The sequence below is a fragment of the Actinomadura sp. HBU206391 genome (assembly GCF_014323665.1).
Lineage (GTDB): Bacteria > Actinomycetota > Actinomycetes > Streptosporangiales > Streptosporangiaceae > Actinomadura_C.
In genome coordinates this window covers 1-17,570 of the sequence record NZ_JABVEB010000011.1, presented here as the reverse complement: position 1 = coordinate 17,570, position 17,570 = coordinate 1, and the positions used below count along the sequence as shown (strand labels likewise).

Sequence of the window (17,570 nt, the reverse complement as noted above, 5' to 3'; positions counted from 1 at the left end):
TCAGCCCTGGATTCCGATCCGGTCAAGCCCCTTGACCGCGCCGTCCACCAGCCGATATCCCACCAAAGGGGCTATTGACTCGGAGGGGTACAACGTGACTGAGAACTGGACGGTTCCGGGCTTCACGCATGTGCGGGAGCTGGGCGCCGGCCACTCGGGCCGGGTCGTCCAGGCGGTGGACGACCTCACCCAGACACCCGTGGCGGTGAAGTACCTCGATGAACGGCTGCGCCGGGACGAGCGGTTCCAGCGCGGTTTCAGCAGCGAAGCCAGGCTGCTCTCGCGGCTGGAGGACCCAGGACTGGTCCAGGTCTATGAGTACGTGGAGTCCCCGCAGGGCGCCGCGGTGATCATGGAGATGGTCGACGGGGTCAGCCTCGCCCGGCTGCTGGACACCCAGGGGCCGACCGGTCCGCTGGCCGCGCTGGTGATCTTCGGCGGATCGCTGATGGCCCTCGCGGCGCTGCACGAGGCGGGGATCGCACACGGCGCCTACAGCCCCTCGAACGTCCTCATCGACCGATCCGGGGCCGCCAAGCTCACCGATGTCGCCGTCACCGCGGGCGACGGCTCCGACGCCAGGGGGGCCGCCTACCGCGCCCCCGAGCTCTGGGACGGCGCACCGCCCGGGGCGGCCGGCGACCTCTATGCCGCGACCGCCGTGTTCGTCGAGTGCCTCACCGGCCTGCCGCCCTTCGCCACGAAGAACCTCGGGGCGCTGGCGAAGGCGCACCGCGGCGACCAGGTGCCCGTACAGGCGTTGCCCGAGCCCCTGCGCGGCCTGGTGGCCGCCGGGCTGGCCAAGGCGCCCGGCGACCGTCCCAGGTCGGCGGCCGACCTGCTCACCACCCTGGACGAGGCCGCCGTCGCGGCGTACGGGCCGGCCTGGGAGGCCCAGGGCCGCGACCGGCTGTCCAAGCTGGCGGCCGACGCCGCCGCGGCGCCGTACAACCCGGCGCCGCCGGCCCGCAGCAGCGGTTCGGCCGCGCGTCCCCGCACTACGCGCCGGCGCTGGCCGGTGCTCGGCGCGGTCGCGCTGGCCGCCGTGCTCATCGTCGCCATCGCCTCCGTGGTGGGCCTGCGCATGCGCTCCGACGACCGGGCGACGCCGGTGCGGAGCAGTGTCCCGGTGCCGTCACGGGCGCCGGCCGCGTCGGGCATGCCATCGCCGGAGGGCACACCGCTCCCCCAGACTCCGGCCGCGCTGGCCGACGCGATCGGCAACGCGGCGGCGGAGAAGCGGGCGGCCTCCTTCGCCCACCGCCGGGACGCCTGCTGCGGCAACGCCATCGCCGCCCTCGGGGCCCTGTCGCTGACCTCCGGCGGGCCCACGGCCTCGGACATGACGGTCTGGTCACCGGTCCGGCGCGATCCCCACGCCCGCAGGGTCCGCACCGTGCTGGTCGGCGACACCGCCTACGTCGCCCTCCGCGGCTGGCATCCGCTGCCCGCTGTACGGCACGCCGCCCGGTCCGATGCCACCCACGCGTACGCCTCCATGGCCGCTCAGGCCCGCTGGAGCGCGTCCGTGCAGAACATCCTCGCGCTGCTCAGGTCGAGCGGGGCGATCAAGCGGTCGGGGCTGTCGTACACCGGCACCGCGCCGCTGGCAACCCTGGTCCGCGACGGCTCCGTCGGCCGGCTGTACGCGCCGTTCGCCGGGTCGGCCGGGGGCGCCCGGGTCGCCTTCACGGTGCGGGTCGGCGCCGACCTCCTGCCCCGCAGTCTGCAGGTGACGGTCACCCCGCGCCTCGGCGGCCGGGCCCGCGTTCAGGTCTTCCGTACGAACTATTCGAACTGGGGCCGCAAAGTCTCGATCAACGCGCCGAGATAGCGCTCGGACGGTGCTCTGGCGGCAGTGAGAGGCGGGGCGGCGCCTCAGATCTGTTCGCAGCTGTCGGCGAGAACTTCGAGCAGCCGCAGGGGGTCGGGCAGGGCGGCTCCGACGGGCGGGCGGATCCAGCTGACCTCACGGCCGTACGGCAGCACCGAGGGCGGTGCGACGACGTAGCTGTCGCGGCAGTGCCACCGCATCCCCGGGGTCTCGGCCACGTTCTCCGGGGAGCAGTCGAGGTGACAGGACCACCACTCCTGCTCATCGTCGGGCGCGCCCCTGGTGGCGACGAAGAACAGGTGGCGCTGACCGCCCGAGTCGGCCACCGGGCCGATCGGCACGTCCTCACGGTCGATCCGGTCGAGCGCGATGACGCCGGCGGCGGCGGGGATGTCGAAGACGTCGAAGACCCGGCCGGTCGGCAGGATGATGTTGGCCTGGGGCCACTCGCTCCATCGGCGTGCGAGCGCGTCCGGGTCGGCCCCGGTCTGAAGTCCCCAGGTGGCCGATACCGGGTGCGCGCCGGGATCGGGGCAGCCGACCCGGTCGCACGAGCACGCCCGGTCGCCCCCCGTCACCGGATGTGCTCCGGGAGTACAGGCCCAGCCCAACGCGGCGTAGCCGCGCACGGCCGCAACCATGCGGTTACGGGCCCGCTGCCGCCTGCTTCCCGAGACTGCCAGCATCATCGCTCTCCCCCACCGGCGGGCGCCGAGCGACCACGGTGTCCGTGCGTTCCCCCGGCGCGTCGCCGTATGCATCGAAGACACCTGTCAGGCGACACCCACCATCATCTGCCACCTCTTACCGATAATGACCTGCGGCGTCAGAGCGAGACGCACCAACCCCCGTATACGGTTCTAAGTGACTAGGTGTCCATGACTTCCGGTGAGAAAATCACCTCGGCCACGGAAGTGGCGGACCCGCCCCTCACTCCGGCAACTGGCCGTGGAGCGCCTTGTCCGCGTTGCCGAGCACCCGGTCGAGATAGGTCCGGACGCTCTGCAGCACCGGCCGGTTGCGATCCACCTGCCGCTGCTCGTAGGCGGTCCGCAGCGCGCCGATGATCCCGAGATAGTTCAGCTTCAGCCGGCAGGTGGTGTCGGCCACCGCGGTGTCGATCTCGGCCCTGGTGGGCTCGGGGGTCTTCCACCGCTTGTCGCGCATCGCGGCGCCGGGATTGGCGTAGGCGTGCCCCGACTGCTTCATGCAGGCGCTCCAGCGCTTGATGACGTCGTGGTAGCGATCGTCTTTAAGCAACTGGTCGATCGCCTGTCTGCGCAGACCCGCGACCAGGCTCTGCGAGCCGCGCACACCCGCCGAGTCGGCCGTCTTCACCTGTTCGGGCAGCGACAGCCCGTGGGTCAGCTTGGCCTTCGCCTCGCCCCGGCAGCCGTACTCCGGGACCTGCCTGCCCTGAAAGGTCTGCGCCGTGGATCCGTTCTGCTGGCGCCAGCCGTTGATCAGGATTTCGGCGCCGGCCGGCAGCTCGGGCCTGCGCCTGGCCTGCTCCGGCAGCCTGCCGGCCTGCGGGAACGCCGCGGACCGGTGGTAACCGAACCGCCGCGCGTCCTCGAGCTCCACGAAGGTGCGCTTGTTGCGCTCACGGATCGCGCCGTTCATGCCCACGAGCGGGAGCACCGGCCGCGTGGTCGAGACCCCGAAACGGCGCAGGCACTCGCGGGCGAGCAGATCCTGGGCCTTGAGCAGCGTCTGCTCCTGCTCGTTGCTCAGCATGTACGGCTCCAGCGGGGACCCGACCATGCCGTAGGCCGTGGGCGTCGGAGTGCTCGAGAGCACCGGCTGCCCGCTGCCCGGCGTGCTGTGCGATGAGCAGCCCGCCGCGATGACGAGCGCGCCGATGGCACCGAAATACGACCTGAGCCTCACAGCGGGTCCCTCCCGTATCGCCCCACGCGCGTGCCGGCACTTCGAATTCTCGGTAGTGCCGGGCCGCACGCGGACGTAGCGACACCGGGGACATGACCAACTCCGGACGGAAACCCTGGCCGTCCTTGATCAATGCGAACGGGATCAGGCGAGGCGGGCCGCGACCTCCGCCGCCCAGTAGGTGAGCACGATGTCGGCGCCGGCCCGCCGGACGCCGGTCAGCGCCTCCATGATGGTGCGCTCCCGGTCCACCCAGCCGTTGGCGGCGGCGGCCTCGACCATGGCGTACTCACCGCTCACGTGGTAGGCCGCGACCGGCACGTCGACGGCGTCGCGGACCCTGCGCACGATGTCGAGGTAGGGCAGCGCGGGCTTGACCATCACCATGTCCGCACCCTCGTCGAGGTCGAGGAACACCTCGCGCAGCGACTCGTCGGCGTTCGGCGGATCCTGCTGGTAGGCGGAGCGGTCCCCGAACTGCGGGGCGCACTCGGCGGCCTCGCGGAACGGGCCGTAGAACGCCGAGGCGTACTTCACGGCGTACGCCATGATCGCCACCTCGCCGTACCCCGCGTCGTCGAGCGCGGTGCGGATGGCCCGCACCTGGCCGTCCATCATGCCGCTGGGCGCCACCACGCCGGCTCCGGCGGCGGCCTGGGCCACCGCGATGGAGGCGTAACGCTCCAGCGTCGCGTCGTTGTCCACCTCGCCCGAGGGGGTGAGGATGCCGCAGTGCCCGTGGTCGGTGAACTCGTCCAGGCAGAGGTCCGACATGATCACGGTGCTGTCGCCGAGGTCGCCGGAGAGGTCGCGCAGCGCCTTCTGCACGATGCCGGCCGGGTCGTCGGCACCGGAACCACGGCCGTCCTTGACGGCCGGGATGCCGAACAGGATGAGCCCGCCGACGCCGGCCTCGACCGCCTCGTGCGCGGCCTTGCGCAGGCTGTCGCGGGTGTGCTGCACGACGCCCGGCATCGACGTGATCGGCTGCGGCTCGGTGATGCCCTCCTTGACGAACATGGGGAGCACCAGATCGGCCGGATGGAGCCGCGTCTCGGCCACCAGCCGGCGCATGGCGGGCGTACGGCGCAGCCGTCGCGGCCGCGCAACGGGGAACTGCGCAGACATCGTGCTGGACCCTTCTCGACGGATTCTGGTACTACGTCAGGTTATTTGCGACGACCTATTTGCGACGACGGGCGCCGCGGCGCATCTGGCTCGGCTTGCGGAGCGGCTCACCGGCCTCGACCTGGGCGGCCCTCCGCCTGGCACCGTACTCCGCCAGCGCCTCGGCGAGGGCCGGTACGGACGGTTTGTCGGCCATGACGTCGACCCTCAGGCCGTACTCCTCCGCGGTCTTGGCGGTCTGCGGGCCGATCACGGCGATGACGGTGACGTTGTGCGGCTTGCCCGCGATGCCGATGAGGTTGCGGACCGTCGAGCTCGACGTGAAGATCACCGCGTCGAAGCCACCGCCCTTGATCGCCTCGCGGATCGGCGCGGGCGGCGGCGCAGCCCGTACGGTGCGGTAGGCCGTCACGTCGTCGCACTCCCAGCCCAGCTCGGTGAGCCCGGCGATGAGCGCGTCGGTGGCGATGTCGGCGCGCGGCAGCAGCACCCGGTTGATCGGATCCAGGTCCGGATCGTAGGGCGGCCACACCTCCAGCAGGCCGTCACCGGACTGCTGCTCGGCGGGCAGCAGGTCCGGATGGACGCCGAACTCCACCAGCGCCGCCGCGGTCTGCTCGCCGACCGCCGCGACCTTGAGCCCGGCGAAGGCGCGCGCGTCGAGGCCGTACTCGGTGAACTTCTCCCGTACCGCGCGAACCGCGTTGGTGGAGGTGAACACCACCCACTCGTACCGCCCGGTGACCAGGCCCTTGATCGCACGGTCGAGTTGCTGCGGGGTGCGCGGCGGCTCCACCGAGATGGTGGGGACCTCCTCGGGCACGGCGCCGTAGGACCGCAGCTGGTCGGACAGGGTCGCGGCCTGCTCCTTGGTGCGGGGCACCAGGATCCGCCAGCCGAACAGCGCCTTGGTCTCGAACCAGGAGAGCTTGTCCCGCCAGCTCACGACGTCGCCGACGATGATCAGCGCGGGCGACTCCATGCCCTTGGTGTCGGGCGCGAGCCGCTGCAGGGTCGACACCACGGTCTCCTGCTCGGTCGTGGTGCCCAGGCTGGTCATCGCGGCCGGCGTGGTCTCGGGACGGCCGGCGGCGATCAGGCCCTTGGCGACGTCGCTGACCGCCCCTTCGGCACCGAGGATCACCAGCGTCACGTCGGGCGCCGCGAACGACTCCCAGTCGACTCCGCCGCCGGCGGCGTCGATGATCCGGACTTCGCGGACCTTGTGGTCGGTCAGCGGGATCCCGGCGTATCCGGGGACGGCCGTGACGGCCGAGATGCCCGGGACGACCTCGAAGGCGATACCCGCCCCGGCGCACGAGGCGCCCTCCTTGGCGAGGTTGCAGGCCGTGCCGGGATCACCCTGGAACAGCCGGACGACGTCCCGGCCGGCGGTCGCGGCCTTGACCACGAGCTTGATCGGGTCCGCGTCGGCGGTGTCGAGGATCTCGGCGTCGGCCCGGCAGTGCGAGAGGAACTCCTCGTCCAGGCCCGTGAGGTTCGCGACAACGGTGTCGGCGCGGCCGAGCAGCGTTGCGGCCCGCAGGGTCAGCAGACCGGGGTCTCCCGGCCCGGTGCCGATGAAGGCGACGGTCCCTGCGGGATTCTTGCGAGCGGGGCTCAATGTGCGTGCTCCCCCATCAACTGGTCGGCCCCCTCGGCGAACAGGCGAGCCGCGAGATCGCGGCCCAATCGCTCTGCCTCGGATGGGTGGCCGCTTGCGGACAGCCTTACCTGGCGGCTGCCGTCGAACCCGATGACGGCGGCGGTCAGATAGAGCTTTTCATCTGTCTCTGCAGCGTATGCGCCCACGGGCGCTGAGCAACCCGCCTCGAGTGCCGCCAGCACGGCGCGCTCGGCGGTGACGGCGGCGCGGGTCTCAAGATCGTCGAGCGTGCCGAGCAGGGCGACGAGATCCTCCCGGTCGGCCCTGCATTCGATCGCCAGGGCTCCCTGGCCGGGGGCCGGCAGCATCCGGTCGGGGTCCAGGACCTCGGCCACGGACTCGATCCGGCCGATCCGGCCCAGGCCCGCGTAGGCCAGCACCACGGCGTCGAGTTCGCCGTCCTCGACCTTGCGCAGCCGGGTGTCGGCGTTGCCGCGGATCGCCACCACGTCGAGATCGCCGCGCAGCGCCCGGAGCTGGGCCATGCGGCGCGGCGAACCGGTGCCGATCCGGGCCGCCTTCGGCAGATCGGCGAGCTTGGCCGTGAAGCCGGGCACCCCGCAGAGGCAGTCTCGCGGGTCGTCGCGCGGCGGGATCGCGGCGAGCGCGATGCCCTCGGGCGGGGCCGTGGGGAGGTCCTTCAGCGAATGCACCGCGAAGTCCACCTCGCCGGAAAGGAGCCGGTCTCGCAAACCGCTGACGAAGACCCCGGTGCCGCCGATCTGCGCGAGCAGCGCCTTGGAGACGTCACCTTCGGTCGTTACCCCGGCGAGTTCGACCGCATGCCCGGTACGCCGGGTCAGCATGTCCGCGACCTGCTGCGACTGCGTCATCGCCATGAGGCTCTTGCGCGTCCCGAGCCGCAACGGAGCGCTCATGGCCGGCTCACCTCACTCTGGTCGGCGGACGCGTCGAGGTCCGGGCGGGTCACGGCCTCCGGCGCCTTCGGGTCGAGATCGAAGAGTTCCCGGAGCGCGGTGGCGTAGGCATCACCGCCGGCCGCGGCCGCGAACTCCTTGACCCGTACGGTCGGCGCGTGCAGGAGCTTGTCCACCACTCGCCGCACGGTCTGGGCGATCTCGCCGTGGACCTTGTCGTCGAGTTCGGGCAGCCGGCCGGTCAGCCTGGCCATCTCGGCCTCGACGACCTGGGCGGCCTTGCTGCGGAGCGCGACCACGGTGGGCGCGACCGCGGCGGCCCTGGCGGCGCCGAGGAAGGCCGCGACCTCGTCGGCCACGATCCGGCGCACCGCCTCGACGGCCTCGGGGCCGATCGCCCCACGGGCCTCGGCGGACCTGCGCAGCTCGTCCAGGCCGGCCAGGGCCACGCCGGGCAGTTCGCGTACGGCCGGATCGACGTCGTGCGGCAGCGCGAGATCGAGGAAGAACCTGCGCCCCGCCGCGGGCCGCCCCTCGAGCACGTCGGCGGTGATCACCAGCCCGGTGGCCCCCGTACAAGAGACGATCAGGTCGGCGTCCGCCAGCGCGTCGGCGAGGGCGGTCAGCTCGATCGGCCGGGCGGGCACCTCGGCGGCCTCGGCCAGCCGCGCCGCGCGCGCCTGTGTGCGGTTGGCGACCACGATCTCGGCCACGCCCGCGCGGCCGAGGGTGGCGACGGCGAGAGCGCTCATGGAGCCGGCGCCGACGACCAGCGCCCGCTTGCCCGCGAGCGGCCCGAGGTGCTCGGCAGCGTCGTCGAGGCCCACGCTCACCAGCGACGCCCCGGCCTTGTCGATGCCGGTCTGCGTGTGCGCCCGCTTGCCGACCCGCAGGGCGTGCTGGATCACCTCATGCAGAACGCGCCCGACGGTGTCCTCGGTCTGCGCGAGCCGGAACGCCTGGCGGATCTGGCCGAGGATCTGTCCCTCGCCGATGACCATCGACTCGAGCCCGCAGGCGACCGCGAACACATGCTGGACGGCCCGGTCCTCGTAATGCACGTACAGGTGCCGGGAAAGATCGTCCAGCGGCACCGCGGAGTAGCGGGAGAGCAGCTCGGAGACCGCGGAGACACCACCGTGGAACTTGTCGACCTCGGCGTAGACCTCCACGCGGTTGCACGTCGAGACGATCATCGCCTCGGCAACGTTCGCGGACTGATGCACCTCGTGCAGCAGCTTGACCAGATCGTCGCCGGTCACCGCGGCACGTTCCAGTACGGCCACCGGGGCGCTCCGGTGGCTCAGCCCGACCACCAACATGCTCACGCGTCTACCGCCTCTTTGTACTGGGCGCCGTCGGGAGGTCCGTCTCCCTTGAACGCCTCGTACTCGGGCTGCGCATGTTCACCCATCGGCCCGCCGGCCTTCCGCTGCTCGTGGAACGCAAGAATCTGGAGTTCAATGGACAAGTCGACCTTACGCACATCGACGCCGTCTGGAACCGACAGAACGACGGGTGCGAAGTTGAGCACGCTCGTCACTCCGGCCGCCACCACCCGGTCGCACACCACCTGAGCCGCGCCTGCCGGCGTGGCGATCACGGCGATGGACACACCCCGGTCCATGATCACCGTCTCCAGTTCGTCGATGTGCTCGACCGTGAGCCCGCAGATGTGGGCCCCGACGACCTCCGCGTCGGCGTCGAGCAGCCCCGCGACCCGAAAACCCCGGGAGGCGAACCCGCCATAGCCGGCCAGCGCGCGGCCCAGGTTACCGACTCCGATGATGGCGACGACCCAATCCTGGGTGAGGCCCAGTTCACGGGAGATCTGGTAGACGAGGTACTCGACCTCGTAGCCGACACCCCTGGTGCCGTACGAGCCGAGGTGGGAGAGATCCTTGCGGAGCTTCGCGGAGTTCACACCCGCGGCGGCGGCGAGCTCCTCCGACGAGACTGTGGCGATGCCCCGGTCCTGCAGGCTGTGGAGGGCGCGCAAGTAGACGGGCAACCGGGCCACGGTGGCCTCCGGGATGCCTCGCTCGGCGCGTTCACGGGTACGGATCTGTCGTGGGGTCACGGCCTGCTTCTTCGGGGGGCTCGACGCGGACCGGCACATCGGAAGCCCACCGGCCCGGCCGCTCTTGGACTTTCTCCAAGGTTAAGCCTTTGTGAACACGCGCACAAAGTCGCCCAGCGTGGTCGCCGCGCCATCGAGCCCCGAGCCGGGCCGCCGATCCCCCAGGCCATCGGGGAAATCTCGCTTTAAGGGAACACGGGAGGAGGCGCAAGCAATACGCCCCGGTGTGACGCACGATACATATTCAGCCCTGGAGAGCGGCCCGCAGACGTCGCTCGTCGACCCGCCAGAAGTCGTGCTGGACGCCGTCGATGAGGGTGACCGGGATCTGGTCCCAGTAGAGCCGGGTGTCCTCCTCGGACAGGGTGATGTCGCGTTCCTCCCAGGCCGCCCCGACGTCCGCGGCGACCCGGGCGATCACCTCCCGGGCGTCATCGCACAGATGACACCCGGGCTTGCCGAGCAGGGTGATCAGATGGCTCATCAGAGGTGATCCGGAGTGGTCAGCGACGGCAGCGGGAGCACCTTGGCACCGTTGAGCTTGAGCTCCACCACGTTCGTGGCGAGCACATGCGTACGGCTCTCGGCCGCGAACCGCTTCACCTGCGGCAGGTGCTGGTGCTCCTGGAAGGCCGTGTGGTCGCGGAACAACTGATAGAAGATCCGCTGCGTCGGCGAGTTCACCACCTCGTGGCAGATGTACATCAGCGTGTCCGGCTCGGCGTCACGCGCGGCGCGTACGGCGTCGGCGGCGAGCCGGTCGAAGGCCGCCTCCCTGCCGTCCAGGAGCGTGTAGACGGTGATCTGCCCGTACAACGGGGGCGGCGGCTGCGGCGGCATGGCTTCGGCGGTGCGATAGCCCATGCCGGTGGGCGCACCGTGCGGCATGTTCATCGGCTCCGCGGGCGCCATGGTCGGAGCGGCCATGACCGGCCGCTCGACCCGATCCATCCGGTCGGCCCGATCGGCCCGTCGCCCGGAGTGGCGCGGCTGCTCCTCCGCGTAACCGGTGTACATCTCGTTCTCGACGTCGTCCACCTCCTCATTCGCTGGAAAGGTGCGGACGGCGCCGAACCAGATCAATCCCGCCGCGCCTCCGAGCGCGAGCACCGCCAGGACCCCGGGGAGCAGTCCCCGGGTGCCGCTGACGACGAGCACGCCCGCGAGCGTGACCAGCGCGACCGGCACCAGTACGGCGTACGCCTCCGGGTCGGCCTTGCGGGTCGCCCGCATGGCGGTGACCAGGGCGCACGCGACGAGCGCGATGACCACGACCATGTGGGCCAGGCTGATCAGCGTGAGCGGCAGCCAGGCGTAGTAGTCGTCGGGCTTGGGCAGCGACTTGCTGAACTTCCCCTCGATCGGGTCGAACAGCACGATGACCGATGCCACGATCGAGTACGACACCGCGAACAGCCACGCGGCGAACCGCACCTGCACGTGGTAGGCGATCAGCTCGACGACGCCGAGCACGAGCCAGACCGGCGCGATGAGCGCACCGCCCAGCTCGATCGCCCGCAGAAGCGTGGGCCCGAAGCCGGCGAGGAACCCGATCGTCATCGCGCCGAGGGCGACGCAGAGTCCGAACAGGGTCAAGGACCAGGCCACCATGTACGGCAGCCGCTGATTGTAGGTGCGCGAAACCAGCAACCCGGTGCCTATTAATGCGGCGACGGTTGCCACGAGCGCGAAGACGACGTTGAGCATCGCGCCCCATGGTGCCCGAAAGATGCCGGGTACGTGTAACCGTGCCCGGTATTGAGGCCACGACCTCCGACTCACCGGCAGACGTACGAAGGTGATGGGCGTACGTACGAAGATTTACCAAGACGAGGCCATTGCCACACTACTCACCGGTATCTAGCATTGCGTACCACGCCAGAGGTCGCGCCCATCCCTCACAGTGGCCGGTCCCGAGGAGACCCGAGGAGGACCGCATGGGCAGCCCGGCCCTCGACTCCCAGGTCTCTTTGATCGCCTGGCGGGGCCCGCGGGTCGGCGCGTTCATGCGACCGTGGGGCGCGCGCAGCGCCGCCCCACGCCATGCCACGGAAGAGATCAAGAACCTCGTGCTGCGCGCCCGCGACGGTGAGACAGAGGCGTTCGGAGCGCTGTACGACCACTACTTCGGCCAGGTCTACCGGTACGTCTACGGCCGGGTGGGCATCCACGCGCTGGCCGAGGACCTCACCAGCGACACCTTCCTTCGCGCGCTGCGCCGGATCGGCGACTTCAACTGGCAGGGCCGCGACTTCGGCGCGTGGCTCGTGACGATCGCCCGCAACCTGGTCGCCGACCACTTCAAGTCCAGCCGCTACCGCTTCGAGATCTGCACCGCCGAACTGCCCGACGTCGGCGGGCACGAGGAGAGCCCGGAACGGGTCATCCTGGATCAGATGACCAGCCGCACGCTGCTGGCCGCGATCCGCCTGCTCGGCACCGAGCAGCGCCAGTGCGTCGTCCTGCGCTTCCTGTACGGCCTGTCGGTCGCCGAGACGGCGGAGATCATGCGAAAGAAGTCCGGTGCGGTGAAGGCGCTGCAGCACCGCGCCATGCGGTCGCTCGCAAGGATGCTCCCTCAGGACCTGCGCGGCTAGCGCCGTGCCCAGGCGTGGCCGGGCCCGGCCGTCCGGCACCGTGCCCGACCGCGGGGCACCCGTGCCCGGCCGTGCCGCGCCGCTGCTTGGCCGAGCACGGCCCGGCTGGGTACCGTCACATTTCCAAGCCGATGACCGATCCGGGGCGGGGGGTGATTAGGCTCTGCTCATGCTCATGTCCATGCGGCGAATCTGGCGATGGCGTGACGACGGGGATCCCGTGCGAGCGGGCGCCGCCGCCGCGGCCGCGGCGGAACCCGACCAGATCCGCCCGGTGGCCGATCCGGCCGCCGCCGCGTTCTTCGACGTCGACAACACGATGATGCGCGGCGCGTCGATCTACTACTTCGCCCGGGGTCTGGCGTCCCGCAAACTGTTCACGGTGCGGGATCTCGCCATGTTCGCCTGGGGGCAGGCCGCCTTCCGCATCCGCGGATCCGAGAACGCCGAGCACATCAGCACCGCGCGCGAGGCCGCGCTGGCATTCGTCGCCGGACAGAAGGTCAGCGACCTCACCCGGCTCTGCGAAGAGATCTACGACGAGATGCTCGCCGACCGGGTCTGGCACGGCACCCGCGCGCTCGCCCTGCAGCACCTCGACGCCGGCCAGCAGGTCTGGCTCGTCACCGCCACCCCGGTCGAGCTCGCCCGGGTCATCGCTCACCGGCTCGGCCTCACCGGGGCGCTCGGCACGGTGGCGGAGACCGAGGACGGCGTCTACACCGGCCGCCTCGTCGGCAACCTGCTGCACGGCCCGGCCAAGGCGGCGGCGGTGCAGGCGCTCGCCGAGCGCGAGGGGCTCGACCTGCTGCGCTGCGCGGCCTACAGCGACTCCATCAACGATCTGCCCATGCTGTCCGCCGTGGGCCTGCCCCGAGCCGTCAACCCCGACTCCGACCTGCGCGATCACGCCAAGACTCAGGGCTGGCCGATCCACGACTTCCGCACCGGCCGCAAGGTCACCATGGTGGCGCTGCCGGCCGCCGCGGGTGCGGGTGCCCTCGCCGGCGGCGTCGCCGCGGGCATCGCCCTGCGCAGGCACTACCGCGGCCTCTGACCCGCCTCCGCGAGAGGCCGAGCGAAGCGAGGCAGGACAACCCGGCTAGAAGAACGCGGGGCCCCGCTTGAGAAGGGCGTCGTACAGCATCTGCTGGATGACCTCGCGGACGTGGTCGGTGAGGTCGAACAGCGTGATGGGGTCGTCGGCGGCGGCCGCGTCGTAGTCGCCCATCGGGACCGGCTCGCCGAACTGGATGATCCACTTCGACGGCAGCGGGATGAGCCCGAACAGGCCGAACAGAGGGAACGTCGGCGTGATCGGGAAGTACGGAAAGCCGAGGAGCCGGGCGAGCGGGCGCAGGTCGGCGATCTTGGGATAGATCTCCTCGGCTCCCACGATCGCACACGGGATGACGGGGGTCCTGGTCCTCAGCGCGGTGCCCACGAAGCCGCCCCGGCCGAAGCGCTGGAGCTTGTAGCGGTCGTTGAAGGGTTTTCCGACGCCCTTGAAGCCCTCGGGGAAGACCCCGACCAGTTCGCCCTTGTCCAGCAACCTGGCGGCGTCGGCCTGGCAGGCGAGGGTGTGGCCGCTCTTGCGGGACAGGTGGCCGAGCATCGGGACCTGGTAGATCAGGTCCGCGCCCAGCAGCCGCAGATCGCGGCCGACCTTGTCGTGCACGCCCACCTGGAGCATGAGGCCGTCGAGAGGCAGCGTGCCCGAGTGGTTGGCGACGATGAGCGCGCCACCGTCGGCGGGCACGTTCTCGAGGCCGTGCACCTCCACCCGGAACCAGTGCTCGTACAGCGCCCGGGCGAACGGCAGCACGAAGGCGCTGTTGAACTCGGGGTCGAAGCCGAACTCGTCGACCTCGTACTCGCCGGACAGCCGGCGGCGCAGGAAGGCCAGCCCCGAGGCGATCTTGCGCTCCAGGTCGTTGGGCTCCGGCGCCGGCTCGGGATCAGGCTCGGGCTCGGGCTCCACGAGGTGCCGGCCCGCGCCGATGGGGATGACGTCCGCGCCCTTGTCGAGGTCTGCCGAAGCGAATGAACCCTCCGCGTTCATCGTGCCTCCCGTATCTGTCGCTCCTCGGCGGGTTCGGCGACCGCCGGGGCCGACGACGTCCCGGCCGCTCATCGCGAGCCCAGCCCACCGGTCAACCGGTCGAACAGCTCGAGCGGAATCCGCGAGGTAAGCCCCCTGGCCTGCGCGAACTCTGCGAACGCCGCCTCTGAACCGTACTTCGGCCGCCACGCGAGTTCCCTGACCAACGTGGCCGTGTCGACCACCCGGCCGTACGTCAGCCAGCGGAGCAATTCGGGAGAGAATCCAGAAAGACCGGCGAATCGCCGGCCCGCGTCACCGAGTGCGGCGAGCGTGGACGCGGGCATCGGCAGGCTCGTCCGGCCGGCCCGGCGGAGAGCCTGGGAGAGGAGGAGCACGCCGTCACCGGCGACGTTGTACGTGCCCGGGTGGTCCTCGACGATCATCCGCCGCAGCACCTCGATGCCGTCGTCCTCGTGGACGAACTGCAGCCGCGGATCGAAGCCCAGCACGGTCGGTACGACCGGCATGCGGAGATACCGGGTCAGCGGGGAGTCGACCCCCGGCCCGAGGAAGTTGGCGAAGCGCAGCACCGAGACCGTCAGGTCCGAGCGGCGCCGCTGCAAGCCGCGCACGTAGCCCTCGACCTCGACCGCGTCCTTGGCATAGCCGGAGGACGGCGCCTCCACCGGTTCGTCCGCCTCGGTGAAGACCGCATGATCGCGCGGCGACGCGCCGTACACCGCGGCCGACGAGCGCACCACGAGCTTGCGCATGTCCGGCGACCGCTGGCATGCCGCCAGCAGCTGCATGGTGCCGATGACGTTGAGTTCCTTCATCTTCGGCCGCGGACCGGCCGGTGCGGTCACCAGGTTGAGATGGACGACGGTGTCCACATCGGCCGAGGAGATGACTTTGGCGATGCTCGGTGTGCGTATGTCGACGCGTACGAATTCGGTGCGGCCAAGAGGCGTCGTGGGTGGGACCGTGTCCACGCCGATCACGCGCTCGATGGCGGGATCCGCCTGGAGCGCGTTGGCGACCCGGGCTCCCAGAAACCGGGACACACCAGTCACCAGGACGACACGCGCCGTCGAGCCGGAGACGTGTCGCCCCGACCCCGCGTCGGAGGCGCCCATGGCAGAGATCGTGCGCCCCACCCCTTACAACTGCTTGGCCGATCCGTTTACTTCTTGTTACGACGCTGCACGCGCGTCTTCTTCAGCAGCTTACGGTGCTTCTTCTTGGCCATCCGCTTGCGACGCTTCTTGATGACAGAACCCACGAAACCTCACTCGACGTACGGGGTGGTAAGTACCGGATTGGCCGACCTCACCCCTGTGGGTGGGCAGCTCAAAGACCAAGAGTACCGCTGGACCGGCGGCCCGTAGGCCGCCGGCCTTGTCAGCCCCCTGCCGCCGGCTGCGCGGCCGGCGACCGAGCACGTCGTCGACCGCCCGTGGTCGAACCGACCACAGCGATCCCGGCGACGCCCGGTTATCCGGCTTCGATGTACGCGTCGCGCAGGTAGTCGTGGACAGCCTGTTCGGGGACCCGGAATGAGCGACCCACACGGATGGCGGGCAGCTCACCAGAGTGCACCAGGCGGTAAACGGTCATCTTGGACACCCGCATCACCGCCGCCACTTCGGCCACAGTCAGGAACCTGACCTCACTGAGAGGTCGCTCGCCTGAGCTCATCGGACGCCCTCTTCCACACGTGCTGCACACCAGCTCTTGGGTGACTTTGATCACGCACGTGTACTTCCTCCAGCGTAAATCGTGTATCGCGAGTCGCAAGAGGGGAGTTCAGGCAATCAGTTCAGAGCGGGCCAGAAGGTAAGCAGACAGCACGCTGTAGTGCTGGGGCGGCACGTTGTCGTCCAGGGGCACAACGACGGCAATTTTCCCTTCCGCCTCCCCTGCGAACAGGGCCGGATCGTTACAGTCCGCGAATCCAACGGTGTCGATCCCGGCCTGTCCGGCCGCTCCGGCCCACCCGTGGTCGGCCATGGCCAGATCCGGCCAATCCGTCGATTCGGCTGCGAGCTCGGCCAACATCGCCTCCATCGGCGCGGCGTCGTGGGTGTGATGGAGAGCTCCGGCGCTGCTCAGCATCGCCACGTCCTCGACGTACCGGATATGCCGCGACCGCCGCCCGTCGGGCGTGTCGATCTCGTACGACCAGCCTGCGGCGGGCGTGAGGACCTCACAGCCATGGGCCCTCAGCGCGCGGCCCACCGCGAGATAGATCGGCAGCACGCCGGTCGGATGACCGGTGGCCAGCAGGACCCGCTCCCGGCGCTCGGCGGCCAGCCGGAAGCGCGCCGCCATCCTGTCGAGCGCGTCGATCGTCAGTTCCGGATCGATGGTGTCGTCGCCGTAGAAGTGCGCGGGATCTGGGTTGACCCCGCACCTCTCGGCCATCATCGCGAGCACCTCGTCGAAGCTCCACGGCTTCTCGAGCTCCAGCCCGAACAGGTAGTAGGGGTTGCGATCGCTCATCTTGCGGTAGTGCGAAAGGTTGTTCTGCCGGGGCGTCGCCACCTCGCCCGCGATCATCGTGCGGACCAGATGATCCCGTAGTTGTGCTCTTTTCATGGCCTCGCTCCGCTCGGCGGCTCAGGGCGCTTTGACACGCTGTCTTCCCTCGTCGCTCACGAGCGCTCGTTCCTCGCGCTCGCTCGCTCCTCAGTCCAGACAGCGTGGCGCCCTTCGCAGATATCTCATCGGTTAGGTGCATCCGGATTCGCCTGGGCGGACCTCACGGTCGGACACTGACGATCTTGGGAATTCGGGGGATCTAGGGTGCGGTCAGGGGGTCCAGGCCGTGTTCGGGGAAGACGGCGCGCCTGGTGGCCAGGACGGCCTGGTCGAGCGGGCTCGCGGGGTCGTAGCCGTCGGCCCAGGTCTTGATCTCCGTCTCCGTCGCCTCCTCACCGGCGGGCCGGTCGGTCATCCGCCGGGGCGCGGTCTGACCCGTGCGCCGCCGTACGAACTCGCGCCAGGAGTCCGGTGTCGGAGTGGCCGGGTCGATCGGCCGGCCTGCGGCCTCGGCGAGCAGGTGCGTCCACGCCCGCGGCACCACGTGGACGAGCTCGTATCCGCCGCCGCCGGTGAGCACCCATCGCCCGCCGGCGACCTCGTGCGCCAGGCCGTGCAGCGCCTCGTAGGCCATGCGCTGGCCGTCGACGGTCAGGGACAGGTGGGCGAGCGGGTCCAGCGCATGGCTGTCGCAGCCGTGCTGGGTGACCAGGATCTCGGGCTCGAAGGCCCGCAGCAGCGGCGGCACGACCGCGTGGAAGGCCCTCAGCCAGCCGCCGTCGCCCGTGCCCGGCGGGAGTGCCACATTGACCGCAGTGCCCTCGGCGCCGGTCTCGTGCGGGAAACCCGTGCCGGGGAAGAGCGTGCGAGGGCTCTCGTGCAGGCTGATGGTGAGGACCCGCGGATCATCGA

The 17,570-nt window shown here is 70.5% G+C and carries 17 protein-coding genes and 1 pseudogene; 3 read left to right on the top strand and 15 right to left on the bottom strand.

The annotated features are described in order from the left end of the window. Window positions 1-94 precede the first annotated feature (94 nt). Window positions 95-1,834 carry a protein kinase domain-containing protein gene (locus HKK72_RS07170; RefSeq protein ID WP_187233460.1) on the top strand — a complete coding sequence of 580 codons (1,740 nt, stop codon included), beginning with the start codon at window positions 95-97 and terminating at the stop codon, window positions 1,832-1,834. A gap of 44 nt (window positions 1,835-1,878) precedes the next feature. On the opposite strand, the gene HKK72_RS07165 is transcribed toward HKK72_RS07170, so the two are convergent. The 9 genes from HKK72_RS07165 to HKK72_RS07125 form a co-directional block, all read right to left on the bottom strand. Further along, on the bottom strand, window positions 1,879-2,520 hold the full coding sequence (locus HKK72_RS07165; protein ID WP_187233523.1) for a bifunctional DNA primase/polymerase: 642 nt from the start codon (window positions 2,518-2,520) through the stop codon (window positions 1,879-1,881). Between the two features lie 244 nt (window positions 2,521-2,764). Continuing rightward, complete coding sequence (locus HKK72_RS07160; RefSeq protein ID WP_187233459.1) at window positions 2,765-3,724, bottom strand: hypothetical protein; 960 nt, start codon at window positions 3,722-3,724, stop codon at window positions 2,765-2,767. A 144-nt stretch (window positions 3,725-3,868) separates the two neighbouring features. Continuing rightward, window positions 3,869-4,852 carry a porphobilinogen synthase gene (gene hemB, locus HKK72_RS07155; protein WP_187233458.1) on the bottom strand — a complete coding sequence of 328 codons (984 nt, stop codon included), beginning with the start codon at window positions 4,850-4,852 and terminating at the stop codon, window positions 3,869-3,871. Window positions 4,853-4,907: 55 nt separating this feature from the next. Further along, a complete protein-coding gene (locus HKK72_RS07150; protein WP_222720443.1) occupies window positions 4,908-6,476 on the bottom strand; it encodes a uroporphyrinogen-III synthase in 1,569 nt (522 codons plus the stop codon). Beyond that, window positions 6,473-7,396: a hydroxymethylbilane synthase gene (gene hemC / locus HKK72_RS07145; protein ID WP_187233457.1), complete on the bottom strand. Its 924-nt coding sequence runs from the start codon at window positions 7,394-7,396 to the stop codon at window positions 6,473-6,475. Before hemC ends, HKK72_RS07150 begins: the two co-directional genes overlap by 4 nt. Continuing rightward, window positions 7,393-8,724: a glutamyl-tRNA reductase gene (locus tag HKK72_RS07140; RefSeq protein WP_187233456.1), complete on the bottom strand. Its 1,332-nt coding sequence runs from the start codon at window positions 8,722-8,724 to the stop codon at window positions 7,393-7,395. The genes hemC and HKK72_RS07140 overlap by 4 nt, the downstream gene beginning before the upstream one ends. Continuing rightward, window positions 8,721-9,476, bottom strand: coding sequence for a redox-sensing transcriptional repressor Rex (locus HKK72_RS07135; protein ID WP_315987123.1), 756 nt, complete (start codon window positions 9,474-9,476; stop codon window positions 8,721-8,723). Before HKK72_RS07135 ends, HKK72_RS07140 begins: the two co-directional genes overlap by 4 nt. Before the next feature lie 244 nt (window positions 9,477-9,720). Then, entirely contained in the window at window positions 9,721-9,960 is a 240-nt protein-coding gene (locus HKK72_RS07130) for a glutaredoxin family protein (RefSeq protein WP_187233454.1), read from the bottom strand. Next, window positions 9,960-11,183, bottom strand: a complete 1,224-nt coding sequence (locus HKK72_RS07125; RefSeq protein ID WP_187233453.1) for a putative quinol monooxygenase — start codon at window positions 11,181-11,183, stop codon at window positions 9,960-9,962. The genes HKK72_RS07130 and HKK72_RS07125 overlap by 1 nt, the downstream gene beginning before the upstream one ends. A 230-nt stretch (window positions 11,184-11,413) precedes the next feature. Here HKK72_RS07125 and HKK72_RS07120 point away from each other — a divergent pair, with 230 nt between their 5' ends. Both HKK72_RS07120 and HKK72_RS07115 read left to right on the top strand, forming a co-directional pair. Continuing rightward, window positions 11,414-12,073 (top strand): sigma-70 family RNA polymerase sigma factor, encoded by a 660-nt coding sequence (locus tag HKK72_RS07120; RefSeq protein ID WP_187233452.1) that lies wholly within the window; start codon window positions 11,414-11,416, stop codon window positions 12,071-12,073. A gap of 181 nt (window positions 12,074-12,254) precedes the next feature. Next, window positions 12,255-13,130, top strand: coding sequence for an HAD family hydrolase (locus HKK72_RS07115; RefSeq protein WP_187233451.1), 876 nt, complete (start codon window positions 12,255-12,257; stop codon window positions 13,128-13,130). A gap of 45 nt (window positions 13,131-13,175) precedes the next feature. On the opposite strand, the gene HKK72_RS07110 is transcribed toward HKK72_RS07115, so the two are convergent. From HKK72_RS07110 to HKK72_RS07085, 6 genes and pseudogenes are all read right to left on the bottom strand, one after another. Beyond that, window positions 13,176-14,135 (bottom strand): lysophospholipid acyltransferase family protein, encoded by a 960-nt coding sequence (locus tag HKK72_RS07110; protein ID WP_187233450.1) that lies wholly within the window; start codon window positions 14,133-14,135, stop codon window positions 13,176-13,178. Window positions 14,136-14,203: 68 nt separating this feature from the next. Further along, window positions 14,204-15,253: an NAD-dependent epimerase/dehydratase family protein gene (locus tag HKK72_RS07105; RefSeq protein WP_187233449.1), complete on the bottom strand. Its 1,050-nt coding sequence runs from the start codon at window positions 15,251-15,253 to the stop codon at window positions 14,204-14,206. A gap of 47 nt (window positions 15,254-15,300) precedes the next feature. Then, window positions 15,301-15,399: a 30S ribosomal protein bS22 gene (locus tag HKK72_RS07100; RefSeq protein ID WP_012854759.1), complete on the bottom strand. Its 99-nt coding sequence runs from the start codon at window positions 15,397-15,399 to the stop codon at window positions 15,301-15,303. A 212-nt stretch (window positions 15,400-15,611) separates the two neighbouring features. Continuing rightward, complete coding sequence (locus tag HKK72_RS07095; RefSeq protein ID WP_187233448.1) at window positions 15,612-15,815, bottom strand: helix-turn-helix domain-containing protein; 204 nt, start codon at window positions 15,813-15,815, stop codon at window positions 15,612-15,614. 108 nt (window positions 15,816-15,923) lie between these two features. Further along, window positions 15,924-16,715, bottom strand: coding sequence for a phosphatase (locus tag HKK72_RS07090; RefSeq protein WP_187233447.1), 792 nt, complete (start codon window positions 16,713-16,715; stop codon window positions 15,924-15,926). A gap of 202 nt (window positions 16,716-16,917) precedes the next feature. Next, a pseudogene (locus tag HKK72_RS07085) lies at window positions 16,918-17,570 on the bottom strand (acetoin utilization protein AcuC); the annotation flags it as partial.

What these genes read in the sequence shown, in the direction of transcription:
- HKK72_RS07165 (WP_187233523.1), bottom strand. Translation starts at nt 2,520, where the DNA reads ATGCTGGCAGTCTCGGGAAGCAGGCGGCAGCGGGCCCGTAACCGCATG.
- hemB (WP_187233458.1), bottom strand. Translation starts at nt 4,852, where the DNA reads ATGTCTGCGCAGTTCCCCGTTGCGCGGCCGCGACGGCTGCGCCGTACG.
- hemC (WP_187233457.1), bottom strand. Translation starts at nt 7,396, where the DNA reads ATGAGCGCTCCGTTGCGGCTCGGGACGCGCAAGAGCCTCATGGCGATG.
- HKK72_RS07130 (WP_187233454.1), bottom strand. Translation starts at nt 9,960, where the DNA reads ATGAGCCATCTGATCACCCTGCTCGGCAAGCCCGGGTGTCATCTGTGC.
- HKK72_RS07125 (WP_187233453.1), bottom strand. Translation starts at nt 11,183, where the DNA reads ATGCTCAACGTCGTCTTCGCGCTCGTGGCAACCGTCGCCGCATTAATA.
- HKK72_RS07120 (WP_187233452.1), top strand. Translation starts at nt 11,414, where the DNA reads ATGGGCAGCCCGGCCCTCGACTCCCAGGTCTCTTTGATCGCCTGGCGG.
- HKK72_RS07115 (WP_187233451.1), top strand. Translation starts at nt 12,255, where the DNA reads ATGCGGCGAATCTGGCGATGGCGTGACGACGGGGATCCCGTGCGAGCG.
- HKK72_RS07110 (WP_187233450.1), bottom strand. Translation starts at nt 14,135, where the DNA reads ATGAACGCGGAGGGTTCATTCGCTTCGGCAGACCTCGACAAGGGCGCG.
- HKK72_RS07105 (WP_187233449.1), bottom strand. Translation starts at nt 15,253, where the DNA reads ATGGGCGCCTCCGACGCGGGGTCGGGGCGACACGTCTCCGGCTCGACG.
- HKK72_RS07095 (WP_187233448.1), bottom strand. Translation starts at nt 15,815, where the DNA reads ATGAGCTCAGGCGAGCGACCTCTCAGTGAGGTCAGGTTCCTGACTGTG.
- HKK72_RS07090 (WP_187233447.1), bottom strand. Translation starts at nt 16,715, where the DNA reads ATGAAAAGAGCACAACTACGGGATCATCTGGTCCGCACGATGATCGCG.